This window comes from Rhizobium sp. BK098 (assembly GCF_014193155.1).
Lineage (GTDB): Bacteria > Pseudomonadota > Alphaproteobacteria > Rhizobiales > Rhizobiaceae > Rhizobium.
Map to the genome: position 1 here is coordinate 169074 of NZ_JACHYY010000003.1, position 20603 is coordinate 189676.

Sequence of the window (20603 nt, forward strand, 5' to 3'; positions counted from 1 at the left end):
TCAGCTCTTGGCAAAACGGTTTGCCGGCGTTGAAATGCCGAGGTTTTCGCGAAGGGTCTTGCCTTCATATTCCTCGCGGAACAGTCCGCGGCGGCGAAGCTCCGGCAGGACGAGCCGCACGAAGTCGTCGAGGCTGGATGGCAAGGTCGGAAACATCAGGATAAAGCCGTCGGCGGCACGCGTCTCGAACCACTCCTCCATGTAGTCGGCGATCTGGGTCGGCGTGCCCGTTATGCCATTGCCGGTGTGCTTCTCGGCATAGTGCCGGATCAGTTCGCCGACGGTATGGCCGCTCTTGACGAAATCGACCAATTCGTCGAACAGGGCACGCGACCCTTTCGGAGCGGCCGGCAGCCGCTCCATCGGGAAAGGCGCATCGAGAGCCACGCCACGCAGGTCCGCTTCCAGGAACTCGGAGAGCATCAACCGCCCGACATCGGGATGCATCTTGTCGATCAGATAGTCCACCTTCGCCTTTGCCTCGGCCTCGGTTTCACCGACGTTGACAACGATGCCCGGCATGATTTTCAGATCATCCCGATCGCGGCCGTAGGCGGCCATCCGGCCTTTGACATTGTCGTAGAAGGACCGGTTCCGCTCGATGTTCGATGCCAGGCTGAAGACGATCTCGGCCGTACGTGCCGCCATATCCATTCCGGGTTCGGAACCGCCCGCCTGGGCGATGACGGGACGGCCCTGTGGCGTTCGCGCGATGTTGAGGGGGCCGCGAACCTGGAAGTGTTTGCCCTTATGGTTGAGCGTGTGGTGCTTGTCCTTGTCATAGTAGACGCCGGATTCGCGGTCGAGAAGGAGTGCGCCTTCCTCGAAACTGTCCCAAAGGCCGAAGACGACGTCGACGAACTCGTTGCCGCGCTCATAGCGCAGCGCGTGCGGGTCGAGCCCCTCGCGATTGAAGTTGTAGCCGGTTTCGTCATGGTCTGACGTGACGACATTCCAGCAGGCGCGGCCCTTGCTCAGATGGTCGATCGAGGCAAACAGACGGGCTACATTGTAGGGCTCATAGTAGCTCGTCGAGACTGTCGCCACGAGACCGAGATCGTTGGTCGTGACCGCGAGTGCCGAGAGCAGCGACAGGGGCTCGAAGCGGTTCATCTTGGTTGGAATCCGGGCGAGCGCATTCGGATCGCCGACGGCCGCTGCCGGAGAATCGGCCATGAACATGAAATCGAATTTCGCCGCCTCGGATCGTTTGGCGACATCGAGCAGATGCGCGAAGTCGTTGGCGCCGTTGACATCGCTTGCCGGATGCAGCCAGGAGGCTGGATGAAAGCCGAACGTATAGACGAAAGTTCCGAGTTTCATCTTGTCGGTCCGTGCCATCGAATTCTCCCTTTATATCGGCCACGCAGTCCCGTTGAAGGCGAATGCGCAAATTATCGCCAGGCGCAAAATTTCATCAATATCGTGCACCTGAGTTCCGTTTTAGTTTTTCTAAAATGTTGGTGCGGGCGCCGATACCAGACCCTGCTGGCGGGAAATGGCGACGAGCCAATCGCGAAACTGGCGCCCGTGCGGTTTTTCCAAGGCAGCCCGGTCCCAGGCGAGAAAGTAGCTTTCGCGCAGGGGAATGCGTATGTCGAGGGGAATGATGAGCGTTTGCGCCTCCAGCTCATCTGCAATCATCGACATCTGCGCGAGGACGACGCCGCGCTTGTTGACGGCAGCGTCGATTGCGCTGCTCGATAAGGTGAAGGAAAGGTCGGCGGCGGTTTCCTCGAGTGCCGCTCCCGTCTTCGCGGCGAATTCCAGCCAGCTTGGATAGGGCGTGAAATGCCGCTCCCATTCGACATGCAGGAGCGGATATTGAAGAAGTTGCGTCGCAGAAGGCGCTTTGCCCTTGATCAGGGCCGGCGAGCAGGCGGGAACCACCCAATCGCGGAACAGCTCGGTATAGTGTTCGTGCTGCAGTACGTCCGATCCGTAGCTGATGCGGAAATCAATGTCGTCGAAGCCCATGCGTGGTTCCTTGTCGCGACCGACGATCCTGACATGCGCATTTGGATGGAGGGCCTGCCAGTCGAAGATCCGGCGCCCGATCCATTTGTTGACGACGGAAGATAGCGCGCTGAGAACCAGGGCATTCTCGTTGCGAGCCCGTTCCAGGATCTGCTCCGCGGCTGCGAATTGTTCGAAACCTTTCGATATTTCCTGATGATAGAGTCGCCCCCATTGGGTGAGCTCCACCGTTCGACCATTGCGCTCAAGCAAGGTGACGCCGAGAAAGCTTTCGATCTTCCGAATCTGCTGACTGACCGCCCCGGGCGAAACCTTCAGCTCCAAGGCTGCGGCGCTCACGCTGCCGCAACGGCCGACGGCTTCAAAGGCTTGCAAGCCCTTAAGCGGAACTGCCCTGTTAATCCGTTTGTCGTTCAAGAAGTGCTTCCTTGCGGTGGTTGATCGATGACGCCTCTTTCATTGGGATGAAAGTCGCCGGCGAACTGGAAACGATCGCCGGGATGGATGAATTCGACATAGGTGACCGTGCGACTGCTCTGCCATGTCTGACGGATGAGCGTCAGGCAGGCTTCACCGCGTTCGGTCTCAAGCAAGCGAGCCGTCGCAGCATCGGCCGAGACGGCTCGAATGACATGCCGGGCCTTCGACCAGGGCACCCTGTCCAGCAACCATTTGCCTGGTGGTACCGAAGCGAAACTCTCGGTTCTTGCTGAAGGCACCAGGTCCAGCATGATGATGCGCCGCTCCAGCGCATTCGCTTTGCCATCGACCGCATGCAGGCAATGGAGCCGCAGGATTTCCGCCCCCATGGTTTCGCCAAGCCGCATCGCGGTGGCAGAATCGAGCCTTTCGACTTTCCGCATCAGCATCGTGTGGCTATGTTCGTGTCCCGCCAACTCCGCTTCTGTGGAAATATCCTGGATGTCCATGACCGTGCGATCGATTTGCCGCGAAGCGACAAAGGAGCCGAGCTTGCGACGACGTATGATCATGCCACGCTCAGCCAGGGTCGAGAGCGCCTTGTTCACGGTCATCCGAGAGCATTGATATTCTTTCAGCAGCTCGTGTTCGACAGGTATTCGGTACCCCGGCGGCCAGATGCCGCTCACGATCCTGCTTTCGATATCCTTCAGAATTTTCTGATGAATTGGGACCAACGCTCGCCTTGCTCCGGCAATGAACTCAATGTCCGTGAAAACCGCTTCTGCCAGATCCATCGGGCATCATGCGGCATAATTCTTGCGTTCGTTATGTTTTGTATTTGACAGTGTAGGCGAGGCTGTATCTATTTGTATAGACAAAAAAGGTCATAGAAATCGGCCTGACGGGACAATGCTTGGGGAACCTGAACCTTCCAAGGGAAGGGTACAAAACTGGAGAGAAAGACATGACGAAGAATTCGCTTCTGAAGGGGTTGGTTGGCGCCGCACTTTTATTTGGCGCAACGATTTCGGCCCATGCGGCTGACACGCTTGCCGCGGTCAAGGCCGCCGGCACCCTGAAGGTCGGCACCGAGACGGCCTTCGCCCCGTTCGATTTCATCGATGCAGGCAAGCACGTTGGCTTGAACGTTGACCTCTTCGACGAGATCGGCAAGGAGTTGGGCGTGAAGATCGAATGGGTCACGCTCCCATGGGACGGCGTGTTCCCGGCGCTTGAAGCTGGAAAGTTCGACGTCGTTGCCGGTCCGGCAACGATCACCAAGAAGCGCATGGAGCGCTATCGCTTCACGCCGCCGTTGGCCGAAGCGACCATTGCGATCCTGAAGAAGGCGGGTGACAAGACGATCAGCAAACCGGAAGACATCGCCGGCAAGAAGATCGGCGTCGGTAAGGCGACGGCGCAGCTCGATCAGCTCAAGGAATTTTCTGACACCCTGCCGACGAAAGCCGATATCCGCGAATATCCGGCCTTTACGGAATCCTACGCCGACCTGGCAGCCGGCCGTATCGCCGGCGTTGCCAATTCGCTGCCGAATATTGCGTTCGTCGCCAAACAGCGTGAAGGCACGTTCGAAGTCGTGCTGCCGCCCTTCGGCAAGAAGTCCTATTTCGGCTTCATCGGCTTGAAGGATGCCGATCACGCGCCGCTGATGGACGCCATCGATGCCGCCATGCTGAAGATCAAGGCCGACGGCCGCATGGCGACGCTGCAGAAGAAATGGTTCGGCGCAAGCTTCGACACGCCTGACGCTGTCAAGGACCCGGCATTCTGATCAGTCCTCGGAAACCGGCCGTGCCCGCTTTTTGTCGGGTACGGCTGACGACCGAGATCCCAGCTTCCTGGTCACCACGCGGGCGAACACTCAACAATGTCCATCGAGCTCTTTGGATTGCTTGTACAGGCATCCATCTACACGGTGACGATCAGCTTTGTGTCGATCTTTATCGGTTTTGCAATTGCGATCCTGATTTCGGGAATGTTGCTGACTGGGCGTAGCCTTTTCGTGCGACCTGCCCAGTTTTTCATCAGCTTTTTTCGCGGCGTGCCGCTGCTGGTGCAGTTGCTGCTGATTTACAATCTGCTCCCGGCTGTCGGCCTCAACGTGCCAAGCATCGTGGCCGCCGTCATCGGCCTGTCGCTCTGCACAGCTGCCTACCAGGCAGAGAATCTGCGCGGCGGCTTTGCCAGCGTGCCGTTGGGCCTTGTGGAGTCGGCGGAGATGGTTGGCCTGACGCCGCGCCAGATCTTTCGCCGCATCAAGGTTCCGATCGCGCTGCGGCTAACCTTTCCGGCTCTTGTTAACGAGGCGATCCTCATTCTGAAGGCATCGTCGCTGGTCTCTGTTGTCGGCATCGTAGAACTGACCCGTATGGCCCAGGATCTTGCCGGCAGCACCTTTCTGCCGCTGCAGATCTTCGCCTCGGCCGGCCTTATCTATCTCGTGATCAACTGGGTGGTGGCGCTTGCCGGCGGCTTGATCGAAAGCAGATTGCCCGGAGTACCGCGATGACCTTCGACATCAACGTCCTGATCGGGCAGTGGCCCGCCATCCTCAGCGGCGCCGGCGTAACGATCATGATATGGATTATAGGCACCATTGCCGCGGCCGTTATCGGTTTCCTGATGGCGGTTGCCCGGCAATATGGCGGCGTGGTGGTCGATAAGGTGCTGGGTGCCATCGTGGCGGTGCTGCGCGGCACGCCGTTTCTTATCCAGATCTTCCTCGTCTATTATGGCGGCCCTTTCGTCGGTCTCGAGCTCGATCCAGTGCCTGCCGGACTGATCGGCATTTCGATCTATGGAGCGGCTTATTTCAGCGAAATCTTCCGTTCCGGATTTCGGGCCGTGCCGAAAGGTCATATCGAGGCTGGCGAATGCGTCGGCTTGACGCGGGGGCAGATCATCAGGCGCATTCTCCTGCCGGAGATGACGATGCTGGTGCTGCCGCCCTGTGTGAACATGACCGTCATTTTGATGAAGGAGACGGCGGTCCTCTCCATCATCACGGTGCCGGAATTGACGGCGACGCTCAGCGCGATCGGATCGCAGCAATATGCCTTCGTCGAGGCGCTTTCGGCCCTGGCGCTCTTCTACTGGGTGCTGGTCGAAGTCACCGGCTGGCTTGGCAACCTTGCCGAAACGAAACTTTCCAGATTCAGGTTTTTCAACGCATGAGCGTCCCCGCTATAGAAGTCAGGAATCTCGTCAAGACGTTCGGAGAGACCACCGTCCTTCATGGCATCGATCTCGCCATCGAGCCGGGGCAGGTCTCCTGCCTCATCGGTCCATCCGGTTCCGGCAAGAGCACGCTCTTGCGATGCATGGCTTTTCTTGAAGAGGCAACGCGCGGGACGATCTCCATCAATGGCGAGGTTCTTGGCTTTGCCGAGGATTCTCAAGGGCGCCGTGAACGGATCTCGGCAGCCACCAATCGCTCGATCCGCGCCCAGATCGGCATGGTGTTCCAGCAGTTCAATCTTTGGCCGCATATGACGGCGCTCGGCAATGTCAGCGAGGCATTGAAGACGGTTCACAAGATGAGCCGAAAGCAAGCCGAGGATGCGGCCATGGTGCAACTCGTCAAGGTTGGGCTTGAGGCGAGAGCAGGGCATTATCCGTCACAGCTTTCCGGCGGACAACAGCAACGCGTGGCGATCGCCCGCGCCCTCGCTTTGAAGCCGAAGATCATGCTGTTTGATGAGCCGACATCATCGCTCGATCCGGAACTGACCGGCGAGGTCTTGAACGTCATGCGCGACCTGGCAGCCGAAGGCATGACGATGGTTGTCGTTTCGCACGAAATCGGTTTCGCTGCGACCGTCGGCCAGCAGATCATCTTTCTCGATCACGGCAAGGTGCTGTTTAGCGGGCCGCCCCAAGAAGTGTTCAAGAAGCCGAGAAATCCTCGTCTTGAGCAATTCCTCGATACCTATCTCGACCGTGGTGCATCGATGTTGCTCTGATGCTGATGTGGTGACCGGAGTGAGTGCAATCATCTCGTATGACGGCACTCACTCGTCGGCGTTTTCTCTTCGGCATCGGTGAACCCGCCCCGTACAAAATATTTTATTGGTCTCCGAGGCTGCTTTGCTGCGAGCGAGGCAGCTCAGGGCTGCCAATTGCCTGGGTTCTCGCGATCAGGCCATGAAGGACGATTTGCAATGCCTGCAGGAGAATCTTTCTCATCTCGTATCCTTTAAGCCGTGGCATTCGCGGCGCGAATGAAATTTCGCCAGCCGCCCAACCCGGTGATATCCTTGGCACCGGCTGTGGCATGGGCTTCACAGAGGAATCCGGAAACATGGCTGCCGTCCTCAAGCCGGATCTTGCCGATCCCCAGCGGGGCGGGAATATTCTGGACGAAGTGGGCAAATGCGGCCGGCGGTAACGCCCATACCTCGATTTCGATACCGTTGCCGGCAAAGTTCGGATCGCGCACCAAACCCGGCTTGGGTGGTATCGTCCCCGGCAGGGCGAAAAGTCGGTAACTGCCGTCCGTTCGACCCGTCATCATTCTGTATCCGCCTTTTCCGGTGAGCTCGTGGTTGAGCGGCATACCGGTCAGATGCGCGCCGACAACGACGATCGGAACGACGTCAGCGGTTTCGGGTGTTACGCGGCTTCTGTCCGGCAGTGCCGCCATGCGATCCCTACCCATTCCGCTATTTACCGCTCGATGCATGGCATCGGCGAAAGGCGCCAAAGCGTCGTCGGTAAAGGCCGGCCCGACGAGCATCACACCGGCCGGCAGATGGCCGTCGGCATCGAAGCCTGCGGGTATGGCGATCGCCGCGCAATCAAGCAGGTTGGCGAAATTGGTATAACGGCCGAAATGGCTGTTTCTGACGATCGGATCGGCCTGCATTTCCTCGACCGTATAGGTCGTGGGGGATGTCGGCAGCATCAGGAAATCGACCTTCTCCCATTCCGCCTTCGTCTTTTGCCGCAATGCTTCCAGCCTGTACTTGCCCTCGAAGGCGGCGACCGCGTCGTAGCCTTTCGCGCCCTCGATGATGGTTCTGACCGTCGGATCGAAATCGCCGGCATTGCTTGCGAGGAAGTCCTTTACCGCCGCGAGGCGCTCTGCAACCCAGGGGCCGTTGTAGAGCAGTTCGGCAGCCTGCCGGAAAGGCGCATAGTCGAACGGGACGATCTCTGCCCCGAGCGATCTCGCCCTGTCGATGGCGGCATCGTAGAGGGCCTCGACATGCCTGTTGCCATAAAATTCGCGCTCGGCCCCATCCAGTACGCCAACGCGCGGGCGCGCCGACGGTAGGCTCGCTGGAGCCGCTTCTCGCGAGAACGGATCACGGGCGTCGTAGCCTTCCATGATCCGGCGAATGGCGACCCCGTCACCAACCGTCGCGGCGAACACCGTGACGACATCGACGCTGCGGCAAGCCGGTACGACGCCAACATTGGGAGCAAGCCCCGGCGTCGGCTTGATGCCGACGAGATTGTTGAAGGCGGCCGGCACCCGGCCGGAGCCTGCCGTATCGGTGCCGAGAGAGAAACTGGCAAGACCTGCCGCCACGGCAACGGCGGAACCGGAACTGGAGCCGCCGGAAACATAGGCGCGATCGAAAACTGAGCGGGGCGCACCATGGGGCGAGCGCGTGCCGTTGAGGCCTGTTGCGAACTGGTCGAGATTGGTCTTGCCGATGACGATGGCGCCGGCAGCCCGCAGACGCGCAACCACTGTCGCATCCGCTTGAGGATGATAGGCAAAGGCCGGGCAGGCGGCCGTTGTCGGCAGACCTGCGACATCGATATTGTCCTTGACTGCAAAAGGTATGCCCCAGAGCGGCAGGCTATTTGGCTCGGGTGCCGTCGTCAGCAATTCCGTCGCCGCAACTCGCAAGGCTTCAGGAGATGTCGGCGTGATGAAGATTGCCGGATCATCTGACGCCCCGCATCGGGCGATAATCTCCTCCACGAGATCGAGCGGCGATAGACCTGCTCCATAAGCCTCTTTCAACGAGGTTAGGTCGAGAATAGTAGGCAGCATCAGATTTCCTCCAGAATGACAAGCACGTCGCCGGCCTTGACGTTGCGCCCAGGTGCTGCGCGCAGATCGCGGACGCGTCCCGCAGCGTGGGCGGTGACGTTGATTTCCATTTTCATCGACTCGATGATGGCCAAAGTATCGCCGGCTGCGACCGGCTGGCCTTCCTCGACAAGTATCTTCCAAACATTGCCGGGCACCGCGCTTTCGATGCCGAAGCAACCTTCCGGTATATCTCCGGCCAGGGCAGGGCTCGCTCCTTCGTCAACGGAAAAGCTGTCGAGCCCCAGCTCCTTCCAGCGTTGCCGTTCCGCCTCGAAGGCTGCCTGCTGCCTGGATTTGAAAGCACCGATCGCCGCAGCCTCGCGTGCGAGGTCCGCCTCATAGGCAGCGTAGGAGAATTCCGTCTCCTCGATCCTGATCGGATAGCCGCCGTGAGGGAAGGCCGCACGCGCCTCGTTCAGTTCCTCATGCGTGACGGGGAAGAAGCGAATCTGGTCGAAGAAGTTGAGAAGCCATGGCTTGTCCTTGGCAAAGACCGGCGTTTGCCGCCAGCTGTTCCAGACCTGGATCGTGCGGCCGAAGAGCTGATAGCCGCCCGGTCCCTCCATGCCATAGATGCACATATAGGCACCGCCAATGCCGACGGCGTTTTCCGGTGTCCATGTGCGCGCCGGATTGTATTTCGTCGTCACCAGCCGATGGCGTGGATCGATCGGTGTGGCGACCGGTGCACCGAGATAGACATCGCCAAGACCGAGCACGAGGTAGCTGGCATCGAAGACGATATCGCGCACCGCCTGCTCGTCGGGCAGGCCGTTGATGCGGCGGATGAACTCGATGTTGGAAGGGCACCATGGCGCATTCGGGCGCACGAGCTCCTGATACTTACGCATAGCAAGCTCGGCCTGCGGATCGTTCCAAGAAAGCGGCAGATGCACGATCCGACTTGGGACTTTGACCTCTTGCGCCGGCGGCAGTTTTGCTTCGATCTCGGTCAAAAGGCCAACGAGGCGTTTCCGCGTCAGCGTCGTACCGTCATAATGGATCTGCAGCGAACGGATGCCGGGCGTCAGGTCGATGATCCCAGGCAGGCGTGCCTCGACGACTGCCTGCATCAGCAGATGCACGCGCAAACGCAGGGCGATATCAAGTGTCATCGGCCCGTATTCGATAAGCAGGTTGTCATCACCCTGCCGGCGATAGACGACAGGCACTGGCCCATCCTGGCTTTGGCCGACGATCGCCGATCCGGTCTCCTCGGGTGCACGGCGAACTGTCGGACCGACGATAGCGTCCTGACTGCGCCGCACCGGGTGAAAACGGATTTTGTCGCCCGGCTTGAACTGGCCCATCTTCCATTGCTCGTCGCGCGCAATGACGGCCGGGCAGACGAAGCCGCCAAGGCTCGGTCCATCGGGACCAAGAATGATTGGCATGTCGCCAGTGAAGTCGATCGCGCCGATCGCATAGGCATTGTCATGAAGATTGGAGGGGTGAAGACCAGCCTCACCGCCGTCGCTACGTGCCCATTTGGGGGCAGGGCCGATCAGGCGCACGCCGGTGCGGGCACTGTTGAAATGCACTTCATAGTCGGTCGAAAACAGCGTCTCGATGTCTTCGTGCAGAAAGAAGTCCGGCGCGCCGTGTGGTCCATAGACAACGCCGACCTCCCAGGTGCGCGTGAGGGCTGCCGGCATGTCCGCAGGCTTGGCCTCGGGCTGCCGTGTTCGTGCCAGTCGCAGCACATGGCCGGTCTGGAGTGTACCGGTCGCATGGCCTCCGAATCGGCCGAGGCCGAAGGTTGCCCTGGAGCCGAGCATGAGCGGCGCGGCGAAACCGCCCGAGACAGCGAGATAGGAGCGCTGGCCCGGGCCTTCTATGGCGCCGATGGCAAGCGTCTGCCCTGCTTTTGCGATGACGGCCTCACCATGCGGTAATGGAACGCCATCGAGGCTCATCGGCATATGGGCGCCCGCAAGCGCGATCGTGACGTTGGAGAAGATCTTGAGCATCGGGCCCGAGACGGTCAGCTCCAGAGCCGCGGTCTCATCGGCATTGCCGACCAGCCTGTTGGCCTGGCGGAACGAGCGCTCGTCCATCGGCCCGCTCGGTGGCACGCCGACATGCCAGAGCCCCAGCCTGCCCGGAAGCTCCTGAATGCTCGATTGCGCGCCGGGCGCCACCACCTCGATCACGTCGGGCACGAAGGGAAAATCCTTCAGCGCCGTCGTTGCCACCTTGCCGCTGGCGAGCAGTTCCGATCCGGCAATTGCCTTCAGATAGTCGAGGTTGGTCTCGATGCCGGAGATGGAGCTTTGCGAAAGTGCGGTTTTGAGTTTCTCGATCGCGGCCGGCCGGTCTTCGGCCGCGACGATCACCTTGGCAAGCATGGGATCGTAATAGGGAGTGACCTCCGTACCCGTCTCGATCCAGCCGTCGACGCGCGTGCCCTCCGGAAAAGTAACTTCGGTCAAAAGGCCGGCGCTTGGCCTGAAGCCCGCATGCGGCATCTCGGCATAGATGCGCGCCTCGATCGCCGCACCCTTCGGAACAAGTCGATCGTTGCCTGTGATCACCTCTTCGCCGGCCGCCTGGCGGATCATCCACTCGACGAGATCAATGCCATAAACGGCCTCGGTGACCGGATGTTCGACCTGAAGCCTCGTATTGACCTCGAGGAAGTAGAATTCCTCGCGTGCGGGGTCGTAAATGAATTCGACCGTGCCGGCGGACTGATAGTGGGCGGAGGTGCCGAGTGCCACCGCCGCTGCATGGAGACTTTTGCGCACCGAAGGCGAAAGATCGGGCGCGGGCGTCTCTTCGATCACCTTCTGATTCCGGCGCTGCAACGAGCAATCGCGCTCGCCAAGCGCGATCACACCGCCTTTGCCGTCGCCGAAGATCTGTACCTCGACATGCCGAGCCTTGGAAACGAAGCGCTCCAGATAGACACGGGCATCTCCAAAGCTTGCTTTTGCCGTGCGTTGCACGCTGTCGAAGGCGGCCTTCAGGCTGGCAGCATCCTCGCAGAGCTGCATGCCGATGCCGCCGCCGCCGGCCGTAGACTTCAGCATAACCGGATAGCCAATCTCCGCCGCGGCAGCGAGCGCGGCTTCGCTGGTTTCGACGAGGTCGCTACCCGGCAGCAGCGGCACCCCGCTTGTGCGCGCCAATTCGCGCGCCGTGTGCTTGAGCCCGAAGGCGGCGATATTGTCCGGCGTCGGCCCGATGAAGACGATGCCTTCCTTTGCCAGCCGTTCGGCAAAGCCAATGTTTTCCGACAAGAAGCCGTAGCCGGGATGCACCGCCTCGGCGCCGGTTGCCTTGCAGGCGGCAATGACGGCGTCGATATTGAGATAGCTTTCCAAGGCCGGCGCCGGGCCGAGCCTGACGGTTTCGTCGGCCATCAGGGGTGCCTTTGAGAAACGGTCCGCATCGGAATAGACGGCGACGGAGGCAATGCCCATGCGCCGCAGCGTCCCGATGATCCGGACGGCGATCTCGCCGCGATTGGCGATCAATATTTTCTTGAACATCTCAGGCCTCACCGTCCCATACGAGGACACGGATCGGCGTCGGGTCGAAGCCGTTACAGGGATTGTTGATCTGCGGGCAATTGGAAATGACGAGGAGCACGTCCATTTCGGCCTTGAGCTCGACATAGTCGCCAGGAGCGGAGATGCCGTCGACGATCGTCATTTCACCTGACGGTTCGATCGGCACATTCATGAAGAAATTGATGTTGGGAACGACGTCGCGCTTGCCCATGCCGTGCTTTGAAACTTCCAGCACGAAATTGTCCCGGCAGGCGTGAAGATATTTCGTGCCGTGGCCGAAACGCACCGTGTTGCTCTCGCAGGAGCAGGCGCCCGCCGATGTGTCATGACGGCCGCAGCTGTCGGCGGTCATCGTCAGCATGACGCGCCCCTCGTTGGAGATGATCCGGGTGCCTGTGGTGATATAGGCGGCACCCTGTTCGCGCATCGTATCCTGGTTGGAATAGCGCTCGGAATAATCCTCGGCATTGTAGAACAGCGTGTCGATTGCCTGCTGGCCGTAGCTATCCTCGATGCGCAGCGTCTGGCCCTTGCGCACGATGGTCGAGAAGGGAGCCTCGGCGGCGATGAAATGATCCTGCACCGCCTTGTCGAGCGTGCGGGACGGCGCGGTCTGAATGAAATCGCTCATGATCGTTCTCCCGGCTCAAAGATTGGCGAAGGCGTTGTTTTCAAAGCCACGCACGGCTTCGGCGGTGGCCGTGCGACACAGATCGTCTTCAGCGATAGGCTGAGCGGCAATGCGGGTCACGGTCACCGGTTTCGGTGCGTAATGCGGGTTTGGATCGAGCGGGTGAGGGCAGTTGGAAAAGCCGACGATCATGTCCATTTCGGCGCGAAGATGGATATAGTCGCCATCGTGCAGTAGTTCCGGCTTCCACACGAACTTGCCGTCCGCATCGACCCGGACGGGCGCGAAAAGCGTGAGGGCGGCGGGAATATCGCGCCGATCCAAGCCTGCTTTCGTTGCGAGCAGGATGAAGTTGTCGCGGCTGTTGCGCAGGCCTTGGCCATATTTTGCCTCGTTGGAGGCGGCGGTGGAGCCTCCCATCAGGCAATCATGGGCGCCGGACGAATCTTCCGTCACCGAGAACATGACGCGGCCCATGTCGGAAAAGATCACGCGGCCCTTCGACAGCGCCGTCGTCCATTGCACCTTGACCGTATCGACAAGGTTCAGCCGCTCGCTGGGATCCGCTGCGTTCCAGGCGATCAGCGATACGGCGGAAAAGGCATGCTCCTGCGCGATGCGCAGCGTCTCACCCGTCTTGACACGTGTCGACCAGTACCAGCCGCCGGGCAGCGTCTCGTGGTGGAGGACCAGGGCGAGGTCGATCGGCCGAGCGGGAAGCGGACTTGGCGCCGGCAACGCTTTGGGCGCGAATTCCAGCCCCTTCCTTTGATGGTCTTCATACCGCGCGCGATTGGCGGCGATTTCTTCCGGTGAACGTCTGACGTGCTGCATGGCTAAATGTCTCCCGATGGTGCCAGGTCGTCCCGGCGGCGCCCCAGGGAAGAGACCGGGCCGTCCCGGTCGGGGCCAAAGATCGAGGCTGTGCCGGCGATGCGCGGCGGCCAGATGGAAATGTCCTTGGTAATGGTCGCGCCGTAGCGCTCCTTCTCCTCCGGCCGGTCGCGGCGGCGCTCGAAGGCGACGACGCGGGTCGCAAGCGTGAAGGCCTCGCGCATGTCATGGGTCACCATGACCACGGTCATCTGCGTCTCGTGCCAGAGGCGCTTCATCAGCGTATGGATTTCGGCGCGGATGCCCGGATCGAGCGCACCGAAGGGTTCGTCGAGCAGCAGCACTTTCGGCCGCATGATGAGCGCCTGGGCAAGCGCCAGACGCTGCTGCATGCCGCCCGAAAGCTGGGCCGGATACTTGTTCTCCGCGCCGGCAAGGCCGACTTCCGCAAGAAGCTGGCGTGCCTCCTCTATGGCGTTCCGGCGCGCTGAACCGAAGAGCCTTGCCTTGTAGCGCGAGGCGGCGAGCTCCTTGCCGAGCAGCACGTTGCCGAGCGCCGTCAGATGCGGAAAGACCGAATAGCGCTGGAAGACCACGCCGCGATCGGCGCCGGGTTCCGCAGGCAGGGCCGCGCCATCAAGCAGGATCGTGCCGCGTGTCGGCTGCTCTTGCCCCAAAAGCATGCGCAGGAAGGTGGACTTGCCGCAGCCGGAGGCCCCGACGAGCGCGACAAATGCACGCGAGTCGACCGTCAGCGAGACATCCTCAAGCACGATCTGATCGCCATATTCCTTCCAGACCTTTTCGATTTTGAGTTCGCTCATGCCTGCTTCTCCAGTTCGGACCAGGGGAAGACGGCGATGCGGATGCGATCGAGCAGGTAGTTCATGAGCACGGCAAGCAGCGTGATCCAGACAACATAGGGAAAGATCACGTCCATCGAGAGGTAGCGGCGAACGAGGAAGATGCGGTAGCCGAGGCCGGAATCGGACGAGATCGCTTCGGCGGCGATCAGGAACAGCCAGGCCGGGCCGAGCTGCAGCCTGAGGCAGGTGATAAGCCGCGGCAGGATCTGCGGCAGTACGACACGAAGGGCGATCTGCCAGGATGAGCCGCCAAGCGTCTCGGCCTTGACGATCTGTTCGCGCGGCAGTTCTAGCGCCTTCAGGGCCAGATCCCGGACCATCGTCGGTGCGACACCGATGACGATCAGGGCGATTTTGGAGGTTTCCCCAAGGCCCATGACGATGAAGAGGATGGGCAGCAATGCCAGCGGCGGGACCATGGAAATGACGGCGACGAAAGGCGAAAGAAGCGCTCTCAAATAGGGCAGCATGCCGATCAGCATGCCCAGGCAAAGCGCGATCGCCGTGGAAATGCCAAGGCCGGAGAGCAGCCGGACGAGGCTTGCCCCGGTATCGGACCACAGAAGGTAATCTCCCGTGCGCGGATCGGCGATGAAGGCCATGCGGTTGATGGCGTCGGCAAAGCCGGCGAAATTCGGAAGCAGCTTGTCATTGGCGTTTTCGGCAAGCCTTGAGGCAGAGCCGATCGCATAGGCAATGATGAGCAGCGCAAACGGCAAAAGCGTCAAGGCAAGCTGCGCACCGGGACTTGGCTTGGTATTGATCCAGCGCATGAAAGGCTCCGCGGAAAGGCTGGCGGCGCTGGCGCGCCGCCGTTCAAGGAGGCTTAGAGCGACCCGTCGGTGGCCGACTTCATGTAGGCTTCGGTGAAGCGAAGCTTGACGTTGTTGCCGTCGCCGAGGACCTTGCCGTCGGGCATTTCGATGCCGATGACATCGGCGGAAGGCGCGCCATTGCCCAGAAGCCCCTTCTGGAAGAGGAAGTTGCGCACCAGATCCATGGTCTTCGGCAGGTTCGGCGAGGTGGTGAAGGAAAGTGCGTCGGCGGGCTTGTCGAAAAGCCGGGTTGCGGCGAGCTGCGCCTCGAAGCCCTTGAGGTCGGTGCCCGATGCCTTACCCATGGCCTCGCGGGCGGCCTTGCCCTCCGGCGTGTCAGCCTTCATAAGCGCGGCCGTTTCATACCAGATACCGGCGAGTGCCTTGCCGAAATTCGGGTTGTCCTTGAGCACATTGCTGTTGGCGACCATCAGGTCGATGATTTCGCCTGGCACCTGCGAACTGTCGAAGACTTTCTTGGCCGTCGGGTCCTCGAGAATGGTCGAAACCAGCGGGTTCCAGGTGACAACAGCCGAGACGTCAGGCGTCTTGTAGGCCGCGACCATATCGGCATCCGAGGTGTTGACCACCTTCACGTCGCGTTCGCTGAACTTGATGCTGTCGAGGGCGCGGGCAAGCAGATAGTGCGAAACGGAATATTCGACGAGGTTGACGTTCTGGCCCTTGATGTCGGCAAGGCTCGTCTTGTCCTTGAGGATGACGGCGTCATTGCCGTTCGAGAAGTCGCCGACGATGACGGCCGTCGTGTCGACGCCGCCGGCAGCGGGAATCGACAGGCCATCCATGTTGGTCAGCGTCACCGCGTCGAAGGCGCCGGCCGTATACTGGTTCATCGACTCGACGTAGTCGTTGAACTGGGTGACCTCGATATTGATTCCATATTTGTCGGCCCATTTCTTGACGATGCCGTGGTCGCTTGCATAGCCCCAGGGCATCCAGCCGACATAGATCGACCAGGCGACCTTGAAGCTGGTCTTCGGCGCAGCACTGGCGGCGGAACCGAGCCCGAGGGCCAGCGAAACGGACAGGGCTGTAACGGAAAGGATTTTCGAAAAAGTCTGCATTGAAATTCCCCTTTTGCTTTTGTCAAAAAGGGATCGGCAAAGACCATCGCGCCGCCAATCCCTTGGCTTACGAGGTCTCCCGGGCTTTTATCCCGCCGTGCATCCGGTGGGATTTCTCCCCCAGCCGGTGGTGGCTCTCGGACCAGCCACGCTCTCAACGGAGCGCCGGAACCCTAGCCACCAACTCAGCAAAATACGAAGCAAGCGGTGTGCCAGATCGTAACCTATTGATTTTGTTGCCAAGAGGGCGTCACGATTCTGGTGGAAAATTAAGCAATAGAAAAATTTGCACAAACAGTGTGCAAATTTAAGGGTGCGTTCGACTTGGCACAAGGCTGAGAATTGCCTTAGCGCACCAGTGCATCCTTGGGAAAACCGGCGGCGAGGCTATCGATGAAATTGCGGACCGCTGGCGGAAGACCGCGGCGCGTCGTGAACACAATATGGACCAATCCCTTCACTCCGCGCCAGGTTGGCAATACGCGCACAAGTTCGCCCTGATCGAGCGCTTGTCGGCAAGTGTGATCGGGCAACAATGCGACGCCCAGCCCTGCAAGAGCGGCTGCCCTCACGGCAGTAAAGTCGGCGCAGCCCATTCTCGGTTCATGGCGGAACACGTGCGTCTGGCCCTGCTCCGTCTCGAGAAACCAATTGACCTCACTCTGGTCATCCGTCGTCGAAAGCGTCGGTTGGGTCGACAGGTCATTGAGGCTGTGGATGCGGGCGGCGACCTGTGGGTTTGCGACGAGAATCCGGACCGAATTTCCGAGCGACCTCATGGTCAGCGACGCATCGCCATCGAGCGATGTTCGGACCCGGAGCGCGACATCGATCCGTTCCTCGATGAGGTTGACCGGGCGATCGATTGCGACGAGTTGCAGGCGCACCTTCGGATGCCGTGTCAGGAATTGCATCACAAGCGCTGAGATCGGTTCGACCAGTCCTGTCGGACAGCTCATACGGATCAGGCCATGTGGTTCCGATTGAGCTTCGGCCACCAGGGCTTCGGCGCGCTCGGCTTCCGCCAGCATCGCCTTGCAGCGCTCATAGAAGGATTGGCCGATATCGGTCACCCGAAAGCGGCGGCTCGATCTTTCGATCAGTCGCACTCCGAGCCGTTCTTCCAGCCCCGCAATCCTCCGGCTCAGCTTCGATTTCGGCTCGCGTAAAGCTCGTCCCGCGGCGGCGAACCCGCCATGGGCGACCACCTCGGCAAAATAGAATAGATCGTTGAGGTCAGATCGCATTATCGTTCTCCATTTGGAACGATGAGTATCAAGTTTGCCTGCTGTTTGCAGCATCGTTCTGATGGCATGTTCTTTTCAACGGCAACGAGCCGCAACAAGGAGCATGACAGTGAGCAGGAAATTCGAAAACAAGGTCGTGATTGTAACCGGCGGCACGAGCGGCATTGGCCTTGCCACCGCAAAAGCTTTCTCCCAGGAAGGAGCTGCGGTCTTCATCACGGGCCGGCGCAGGGAAGCGCTCGATGCTGCCATTCGGCAGATCGGCGGCCGTGTCAAAGGTGTGCAAGCCGATATGAGCAAGCTTGTCGATATCGACCGCCTGTATGATGCTGTTCAGCAGGAGCATTCGCACATCGATGTGGTTTTTGCGAATGCCGGCGGCGGCGAGATGGTGCCTCTCGGCGCGATTACCGAAGAACACTATCAGAAGACATTCGACACCAACGTGAAGGGCACACTCTTCACCGTGCAGAAGGCGTTGCCGCTCCTGCGCGACGGCGGTTCGATTGTCCTCACCTCGTCGACGACGAGCATTTCCGGCACACCTGCCTTCAGCGTCTACTCTGCAACCAAGGCCGCCGTGCGCAACTTCGCCCGCAACTGGATCCTCGATCTCAAGGATCGCCATATTCGCGTCAATGCAATTAGTCCTGGCGTGACGGAGACAGCCGGCCTCAACGAACTCTTCGGCAATGGTGAGAGCGCGGAGAACACGAAGAATTACCTTGCGAGCCTCATCCCTGCCGGCCGCGTCGGGCAACCGGAAGAGATCGCCAAGGCCGTCCTATTCCTGGCCTCCGACGACGCTTCCTTCATAAACGGCATCGAACTCTTCGTCGACGGCGGTCACGCCCAGATCTAAGGCACGATCGCAAAGAGAACGACCAGATCAGGCATCGCAACGGTGCCTGATCTGCCTCCGGCTCATTGAAGAGGTTTTACGTGCCCGAATGCGAGCGTTGGAGCGGCGTCGCCATAGCATGGGGCGCTCGCTCCTCGACGGCGCGGGTGCGGATCTCTGCGAATGAACGCTGTCTGAATAGTGCCTTCAGCTTCCGTTCCAAGGACAAATTATAGAAGGGAGACGTTCAACCGCGGTCCTATCCGCCTGAGGAGACTTAGTCATGATCCGCACGTCTATCATTGCAACCGCACTCGTCGCACTCGTCGGCATCACCGCCGCAGCCCCCGCCATGGCCAATGATGTGCGTATCGAACAATATGGCTGGTCGAACTCCGCAGGCGGCGCTCAGGAAGGATACGGAAATCGGATCAGAACCTATCAGAACGGCGGTTATAACCGGATCATCGGCCATCAATATGGTCGTCACAATCTTTCGGCGGTCGGGCAGGAGGGCCATGACAACTATGGCGCCACCTATCAGAACGGCGACCGCAACGTAGCCGGCATCGGTCAGTTCGGCTCCAACCATACAACCATCCTTACCCAGGACGGGAATGGCAATATCGCGGCCGGCGTACAGGTCGGTCATGGTTGCAGCGCCAATGTCAGCCAGGGCGGTAACGGCAATGTCGCGGCCTTCGTCCAGACATGCCCTTAAGGCACGGACACGACTGCGCAACGACAAAGACACCAGGATACCAACTGCAGGCCGTTAGGAGGATGACCCATGGCAAGTAACGTCAAATATCCGCGCCACCTGATGGCGATTCTAGCGCTGGTCCTGCTTCCCGTCGGCACGGTAGCGGCCATGACTGCGGCCAATCAATCCGACGGGGCGCAGCTTTGCGAAATCAAGGCAACGCCTGGAGCAGGTATGGTGAGACTGGATGCGCTCGTCCACGCCGACAAGCATGTCGGCGGGACCTACACTTTCCATGTCGAAAAAGTCGGAAACGGTGGCAGCTCCGCGACCAATCAAAGTGGCGATTTCGACGCCAAGGCGGGACAGGCAGCAATCCTCAGCTCCGTTTCGCTCGACTCCAAAGGAACGGAATACAAGGCGACGCTGGATGTCGTGATCGGAAACAAGAGTTTCAGCTGCATAAAGCGAAGCGGCGACGACTGATCGGCCTACAAGACCCCGCAAATTCCCTAAAAGGGCGCCGACTTCCGGCGCCCTTTTGTCTTTCATCAGCCTGAAATGACTGAACGAGAACTGAACGGGTAATTCCGAATTGGTTCAGCCGCGAAATGCGAGAGTTGATCATCGGCCAAGGCAGCCGACACATGGAGATCAGGATGACCCGCAGCGTGTTTAAGATCCTTACCGTCACCCTTCTTGCCGGGGCCCTGGGGCAGGGGGCATTGGACGCACCAGCCTATGCCGGCGGCCGGATCTCGTTCAACCTCGCGCCGGATAATGCCGAGGATGCCAATATTTTCTCCACCGGATTGCGGGTCTATTCGCTCTACCGCGATCTGAAGGGTGCCGACATCCGGCAGCTGGGACGGGGGAATGCGGCCGGCATCGCTCAGGCTGGCCGCGGTAACATCGGTTTCATCCAGCAACGGGGCAATGGCCATTCCGCGACCTTGCAGCAGAATGGCAATAACAATGCCTATGGCATTTTCCAATACGGGCGAAATACGGAAACCAACGTGGTACAGGATGGGGATAACGGTATTGGCGCCACCTTCAGCTATGGCTGGTAAGGCAGTTCACAACAGTCCGAGAGTGATGGACATCCGCTGTCATCGCTCTATTGGCAATGACCCTTGAGGCGTATCCCCCTTGGACCACCTAAGCCGAACAAGCCGTCGATATTCTATTGAAAGGTATTTCGGATATACCGTCGCGACTTTTACGGCACTTAGTCAGCCGCGTTCTTGAGCGAGAAATTGGCGGAACCGAAGCGATCTGGGTGATGTGAACATCTCGGTCGGCTTGCCCTCTTCTTCTATGACACCCTCATGCAGAAAGACCACCTTGCTCGAGACATGCTGCGTCAAAACCAGCCCTTCATCTTGAACCAAACCAGTGGGATGACGGTGCTCAATATGATGACCGCCCAACCATATTGATATCCCCAAGCCCAATCATATTCGGGTATGTTCTTGAAGTTCATGCCGTAGATGCCGGCAATAAGGGCTGGCGGAATGCCCGCGATCGACACGATGGTCAGAACCTTGAATATGTCGTTCTGAGCGATGCCGATCAATCCGGCCGTCGCTTGTC

General features: G+C 59.9%; 19 protein-coding genes, 1 pseudogene and 1 riboswitch. Of the genes and pseudogenes, 8 read left to right on the plus strand and 12 right to left on the minus strand.

The genetic code is table 11. The annotated features are described in order from the left end of the window. From FHT73_RS10125 to FHT73_RS10135, 3 genes are all read right to left on the minus strand, one after another. Entirely contained in the window at nt 1-1341 is a 1341-nt protein-coding gene (locus FHT73_RS10125) for an LLM class flavin-dependent oxidoreductase (protein ID WP_183711353.1), read from the minus strand. A gap of 111 nt (nt 1342-1452) precedes the next feature. After that, nucleotides 1453-2394, minus strand: coding sequence for a LysR family transcriptional regulator (locus tag FHT73_RS10130; RefSeq protein WP_112608563.1), 942 nt, complete (start codon nt 2392-2394; stop codon nt 1453-1455). After that, the gene (locus tag FHT73_RS10135; protein WP_112609127.1) at nt 2391-3134 is read right to left on the minus strand and encodes a UTRA domain-containing protein; all 744 of its coding nucleotides are present in this window, start codon (nt 3132-3134) and stop codon (nt 2391-2393) included. The genes FHT73_RS10130 and FHT73_RS10135 overlap by 4 nt, the downstream gene beginning before the upstream one ends. A gap of 230 nt (nt 3135-3364) precedes the next feature. Here FHT73_RS10135 and FHT73_RS10140 point away from each other — a divergent pair, with 230 nt between their 5' ends. The 4 genes from FHT73_RS10140 (at nt 3365) to FHT73_RS10155 (ending at nt 6383) form a co-directional block, all read left to right on the plus strand. Continuing rightward, on the plus strand, nt 3365-4192 hold the full coding sequence (locus FHT73_RS10140; RefSeq protein ID WP_112335940.1) for a transporter substrate-binding domain-containing protein: 828 nt from the start codon (nt 3365-3367) through the stop codon (nt 4190-4192). Nucleotides 4193-4288: 96 nt separating this feature from the next. Next, complete coding sequence (locus FHT73_RS10145) at nt 4289-4930, plus strand: amino acid ABC transporter permease (RefSeq protein ID WP_112398887.1); 642 nt, start codon at nt 4289-4291, stop codon at nt 4928-4930. Continuing rightward, nucleotides 4927-5595, plus strand: coding sequence for an amino acid ABC transporter permease (locus FHT73_RS10150; protein WP_112608565.1), 669 nt, complete (start codon nt 4927-4929; stop codon nt 5593-5595). Before FHT73_RS10145 ends, FHT73_RS10150 begins: the two co-directional genes overlap by 4 nt. Continuing rightward, nucleotides 5592-6383 carry an amino acid ABC transporter ATP-binding protein gene (locus FHT73_RS10155; RefSeq protein WP_112335937.1) on the plus strand — a complete coding sequence of 264 codons (792 nt, stop codon included), beginning with the start codon at nt 5592-5594 and terminating at the stop codon, nt 6381-6383. The genes FHT73_RS10150 and FHT73_RS10155 overlap by 4 nt, the downstream gene beginning before the upstream one ends. Nucleotides 6384-6616: 233 nt before the next feature. On the opposite strand, the gene atzF is transcribed toward FHT73_RS10155, so the two are convergent. The 8 genes from atzF to FHT73_RS10195 all read right to left on the minus strand — a co-directional run bounded on the left by atzF (nt 6617) and on the right by FHT73_RS10195 (nt 17463). Next, entirely contained in the window at nt 6617-8428 is a 1812-nt protein-coding gene (gene atzF, locus FHT73_RS10160) for an allophanate hydrolase (RefSeq protein WP_183711355.1), read from the minus strand. Then, nucleotides 8428-11964: an urea carboxylase gene (uca, locus tag FHT73_RS10165; protein ID WP_183711357.1), complete on the minus strand. Its 3537-nt coding sequence runs from the start codon at nt 11962-11964 to the stop codon at nt 8428-8430. The genes atzF and uca overlap by 1 nt, the downstream gene beginning before the upstream one ends. Nucleotide 11965: 1 nt before the next feature. Beyond that, nucleotides 11966-12616 (minus strand): urea amidolyase associated protein UAAP2, encoded by a 651-nt coding sequence (locus FHT73_RS10170; RefSeq protein ID WP_112608571.1) that lies wholly within the window; start codon nt 12614-12616, stop codon nt 11966-11968. A gap of 15 nt (nt 12617-12631) precedes the next feature. Continuing rightward, nucleotides 12632-13450, minus strand: a complete 819-nt coding sequence (locus tag FHT73_RS10175; protein ID WP_183711359.1) for an urea amidolyase associated protein UAAP1 — start codon at nt 13448-13450, stop codon at nt 12632-12634. A 2-nt stretch (nt 13451-13452) separates the two neighbouring features. After that, nucleotides 13453-14274 (minus strand): ABC transporter ATP-binding protein, encoded by an 822-nt coding sequence (locus tag FHT73_RS10180; RefSeq protein ID WP_183711361.1) that lies wholly within the window; start codon nt 14272-14274, stop codon nt 13453-13455. Beyond that, a complete protein-coding gene (locus tag FHT73_RS10185; RefSeq protein WP_112608577.1) occupies nt 14271-15089 on the minus strand; it encodes an ABC transporter permease in 819 nt (272 codons plus the stop codon). Before FHT73_RS10185 ends, FHT73_RS10180 begins: the two co-directional genes overlap by 4 nt. A 53-nt stretch (nt 15090-15142) precedes the next feature. Continuing rightward, nucleotides 15143-16216, minus strand: coding sequence for a putative urea ABC transporter substrate-binding protein (locus FHT73_RS10190; RefSeq protein ID WP_112398894.1), 1074 nt, complete (start codon nt 16214-16216; stop codon nt 15143-15145). Nucleotides 16217-16290: 74 nt separating this feature from the next. Next, nucleotides 16291-16404: riboswitch (guanidine-I (ykkC/yxkD leader) on the minus strand. Nucleotides 16405-16563: 159 nt separating this feature from the next. After that, nucleotides 16564-17463, minus strand: coding sequence for a LysR substrate-binding domain-containing protein (locus FHT73_RS10195; protein WP_183711363.1), 900 nt, complete (start codon nt 17461-17463; stop codon nt 16564-16566). A 109-nt stretch (nt 17464-17572) separates the two neighbouring features. Here FHT73_RS10195 and FHT73_RS10200 point away from each other — a divergent pair, with 109 nt between their 5' ends. The 4 genes from FHT73_RS10200 to FHT73_RS10215 all read left to right on the plus strand — a co-directional run bounded on the left by FHT73_RS10200 (nt 17573) and on the right by FHT73_RS10215 (nt 20080). Then, nucleotides 17573-18325: a glucose 1-dehydrogenase gene (locus FHT73_RS10200; RefSeq protein ID WP_112410304.1), complete on the plus strand. Its 753-nt coding sequence runs from the start codon at nt 17573-17575 to the stop codon at nt 18323-18325. A 262-nt stretch (nt 18326-18587) separates the two neighbouring features. After that, the gene (locus FHT73_RS10205) at nt 18588-19025 is read left to right on the plus strand and encodes a curlin (protein WP_183711364.1); all 438 of its coding nucleotides are present in this window, start codon (nt 18588-18590) and stop codon (nt 19023-19025) included. A gap of 69 nt (nt 19026-19094) precedes the next feature. After that, complete coding sequence (gene csgH, locus FHT73_RS10210; RefSeq protein ID WP_183711366.1) at nt 19095-19493, plus strand: curli-like amyloid fiber formation chaperone CsgH; 399 nt, start codon at nt 19095-19097, stop codon at nt 19491-19493. A gap of 173 nt (nt 19494-19666) precedes the next feature. After that, nucleotides 19667-20080 (plus strand): curlin, encoded by a 414-nt coding sequence (locus FHT73_RS10215; protein WP_183711368.1) that lies wholly within the window; start codon nt 19667-19669, stop codon nt 20078-20080. 293 nt (nt 20081-20373) lie between these two features. On the opposite strand, the pseudogene FHT73_RS10220 reads toward FHT73_RS10215, so the two are convergent. Then, nucleotides 20374-20598: pseudogene (locus FHT73_RS10220) on the minus strand (CorA family divalent cation transporter); the annotation flags it as partial. Nucleotides 20599-20603: the final 5 nt, after the last annotated feature.

Coding starts and splice junctions, on each gene's coding strand:
- FHT73_RS10125 (WP_183711353.1), bottom strand. CDS start 1,341: ATGGCACGGACCGACAAGATGAAACTCGGAACTTTCGTCTATACGTTC.
- FHT73_RS10205 (WP_183711364.1), top strand. CDS start 18,588: ATGATCCGCACGTCTATCATTGCAACCGCACTCGTCGCACTCGTCGGC.
- FHT73_RS10170 (WP_112608571.1), bottom strand. CDS start 12,616: ATGAGCGATTTCATTCAGACCGCGCCGTCCCGCACGCTCGACAAGGCG.
- FHT73_RS10215 (WP_183711368.1), top strand. CDS start 19,667: ATGACCCGCAGCGTGTTTAAGATCCTTACCGTCACCCTTCTTGCCGGG.
- FHT73_RS10180 (WP_183711361.1), bottom strand. CDS start 14,274: ATGAGCGAACTCAAAATCGAAAAGGTCTGGAAGGAATATGGCGATCAG.
- FHT73_RS10155 (WP_112335937.1), top strand. CDS start 5,592: ATGAGCGTCCCCGCTATAGAAGTCAGGAATCTCGTCAAGACGTTCGGA.
- uca (WP_183711357.1), bottom strand. CDS start 11,964: ATGTTCAAGAAAATATTGATCGCCAATCGCGGCGAGATCGCCGTCCGG.
- FHT73_RS10150 (WP_112608565.1), top strand. CDS start 4,927: ATGACCTTCGACATCAACGTCCTGATCGGGCAGTGGCCCGCCATCCTC.
- FHT73_RS10190 (WP_112398894.1), bottom strand. CDS start 16,216: ATGCAGACTTTTTCGAAAATCCTTTCCGTTACAGCCCTGTCCGTTTCG.
- FHT73_RS10195 (WP_183711363.1), bottom strand. CDS start 17,463: ATGCGATCTGACCTCAACGATCTATTCTATTTTGCCGAGGTGGTCGCC.
- FHT73_RS10175 (WP_183711359.1), bottom strand. CDS start 13,450: ATGCAGCACGTCAGACGTTCACCGGAAGAAATCGCCGCCAATCGCGCG.
- csgH (WP_183711366.1), top strand. CDS start 19,095: ATGGCAAGTAACGTCAAATATCCGCGCCACCTGATGGCGATTCTAGCG.
- FHT73_RS10185 (WP_112608577.1), bottom strand. CDS start 15,089: ATGCGCTGGATCAATACCAAGCCAAGTCCCGGTGCGCAGCTTGCCTTG.
- FHT73_RS10145 (WP_112398887.1), top strand. CDS start 4,289: ATGTCCATCGAGCTCTTTGGATTGCTTGTACAGGCATCCATCTACACG.
- FHT73_RS10140 (WP_112335940.1), top strand. CDS start 3,365: ATGACGAAGAATTCGCTTCTGAAGGGGTTGGTTGGCGCCGCACTTTTA.
- atzF (WP_183711355.1), bottom strand. CDS start 8,428: ATGCTGCCTACTATTCTCGACCTAACCTCGTTGAAAGAGGCTTATGGA.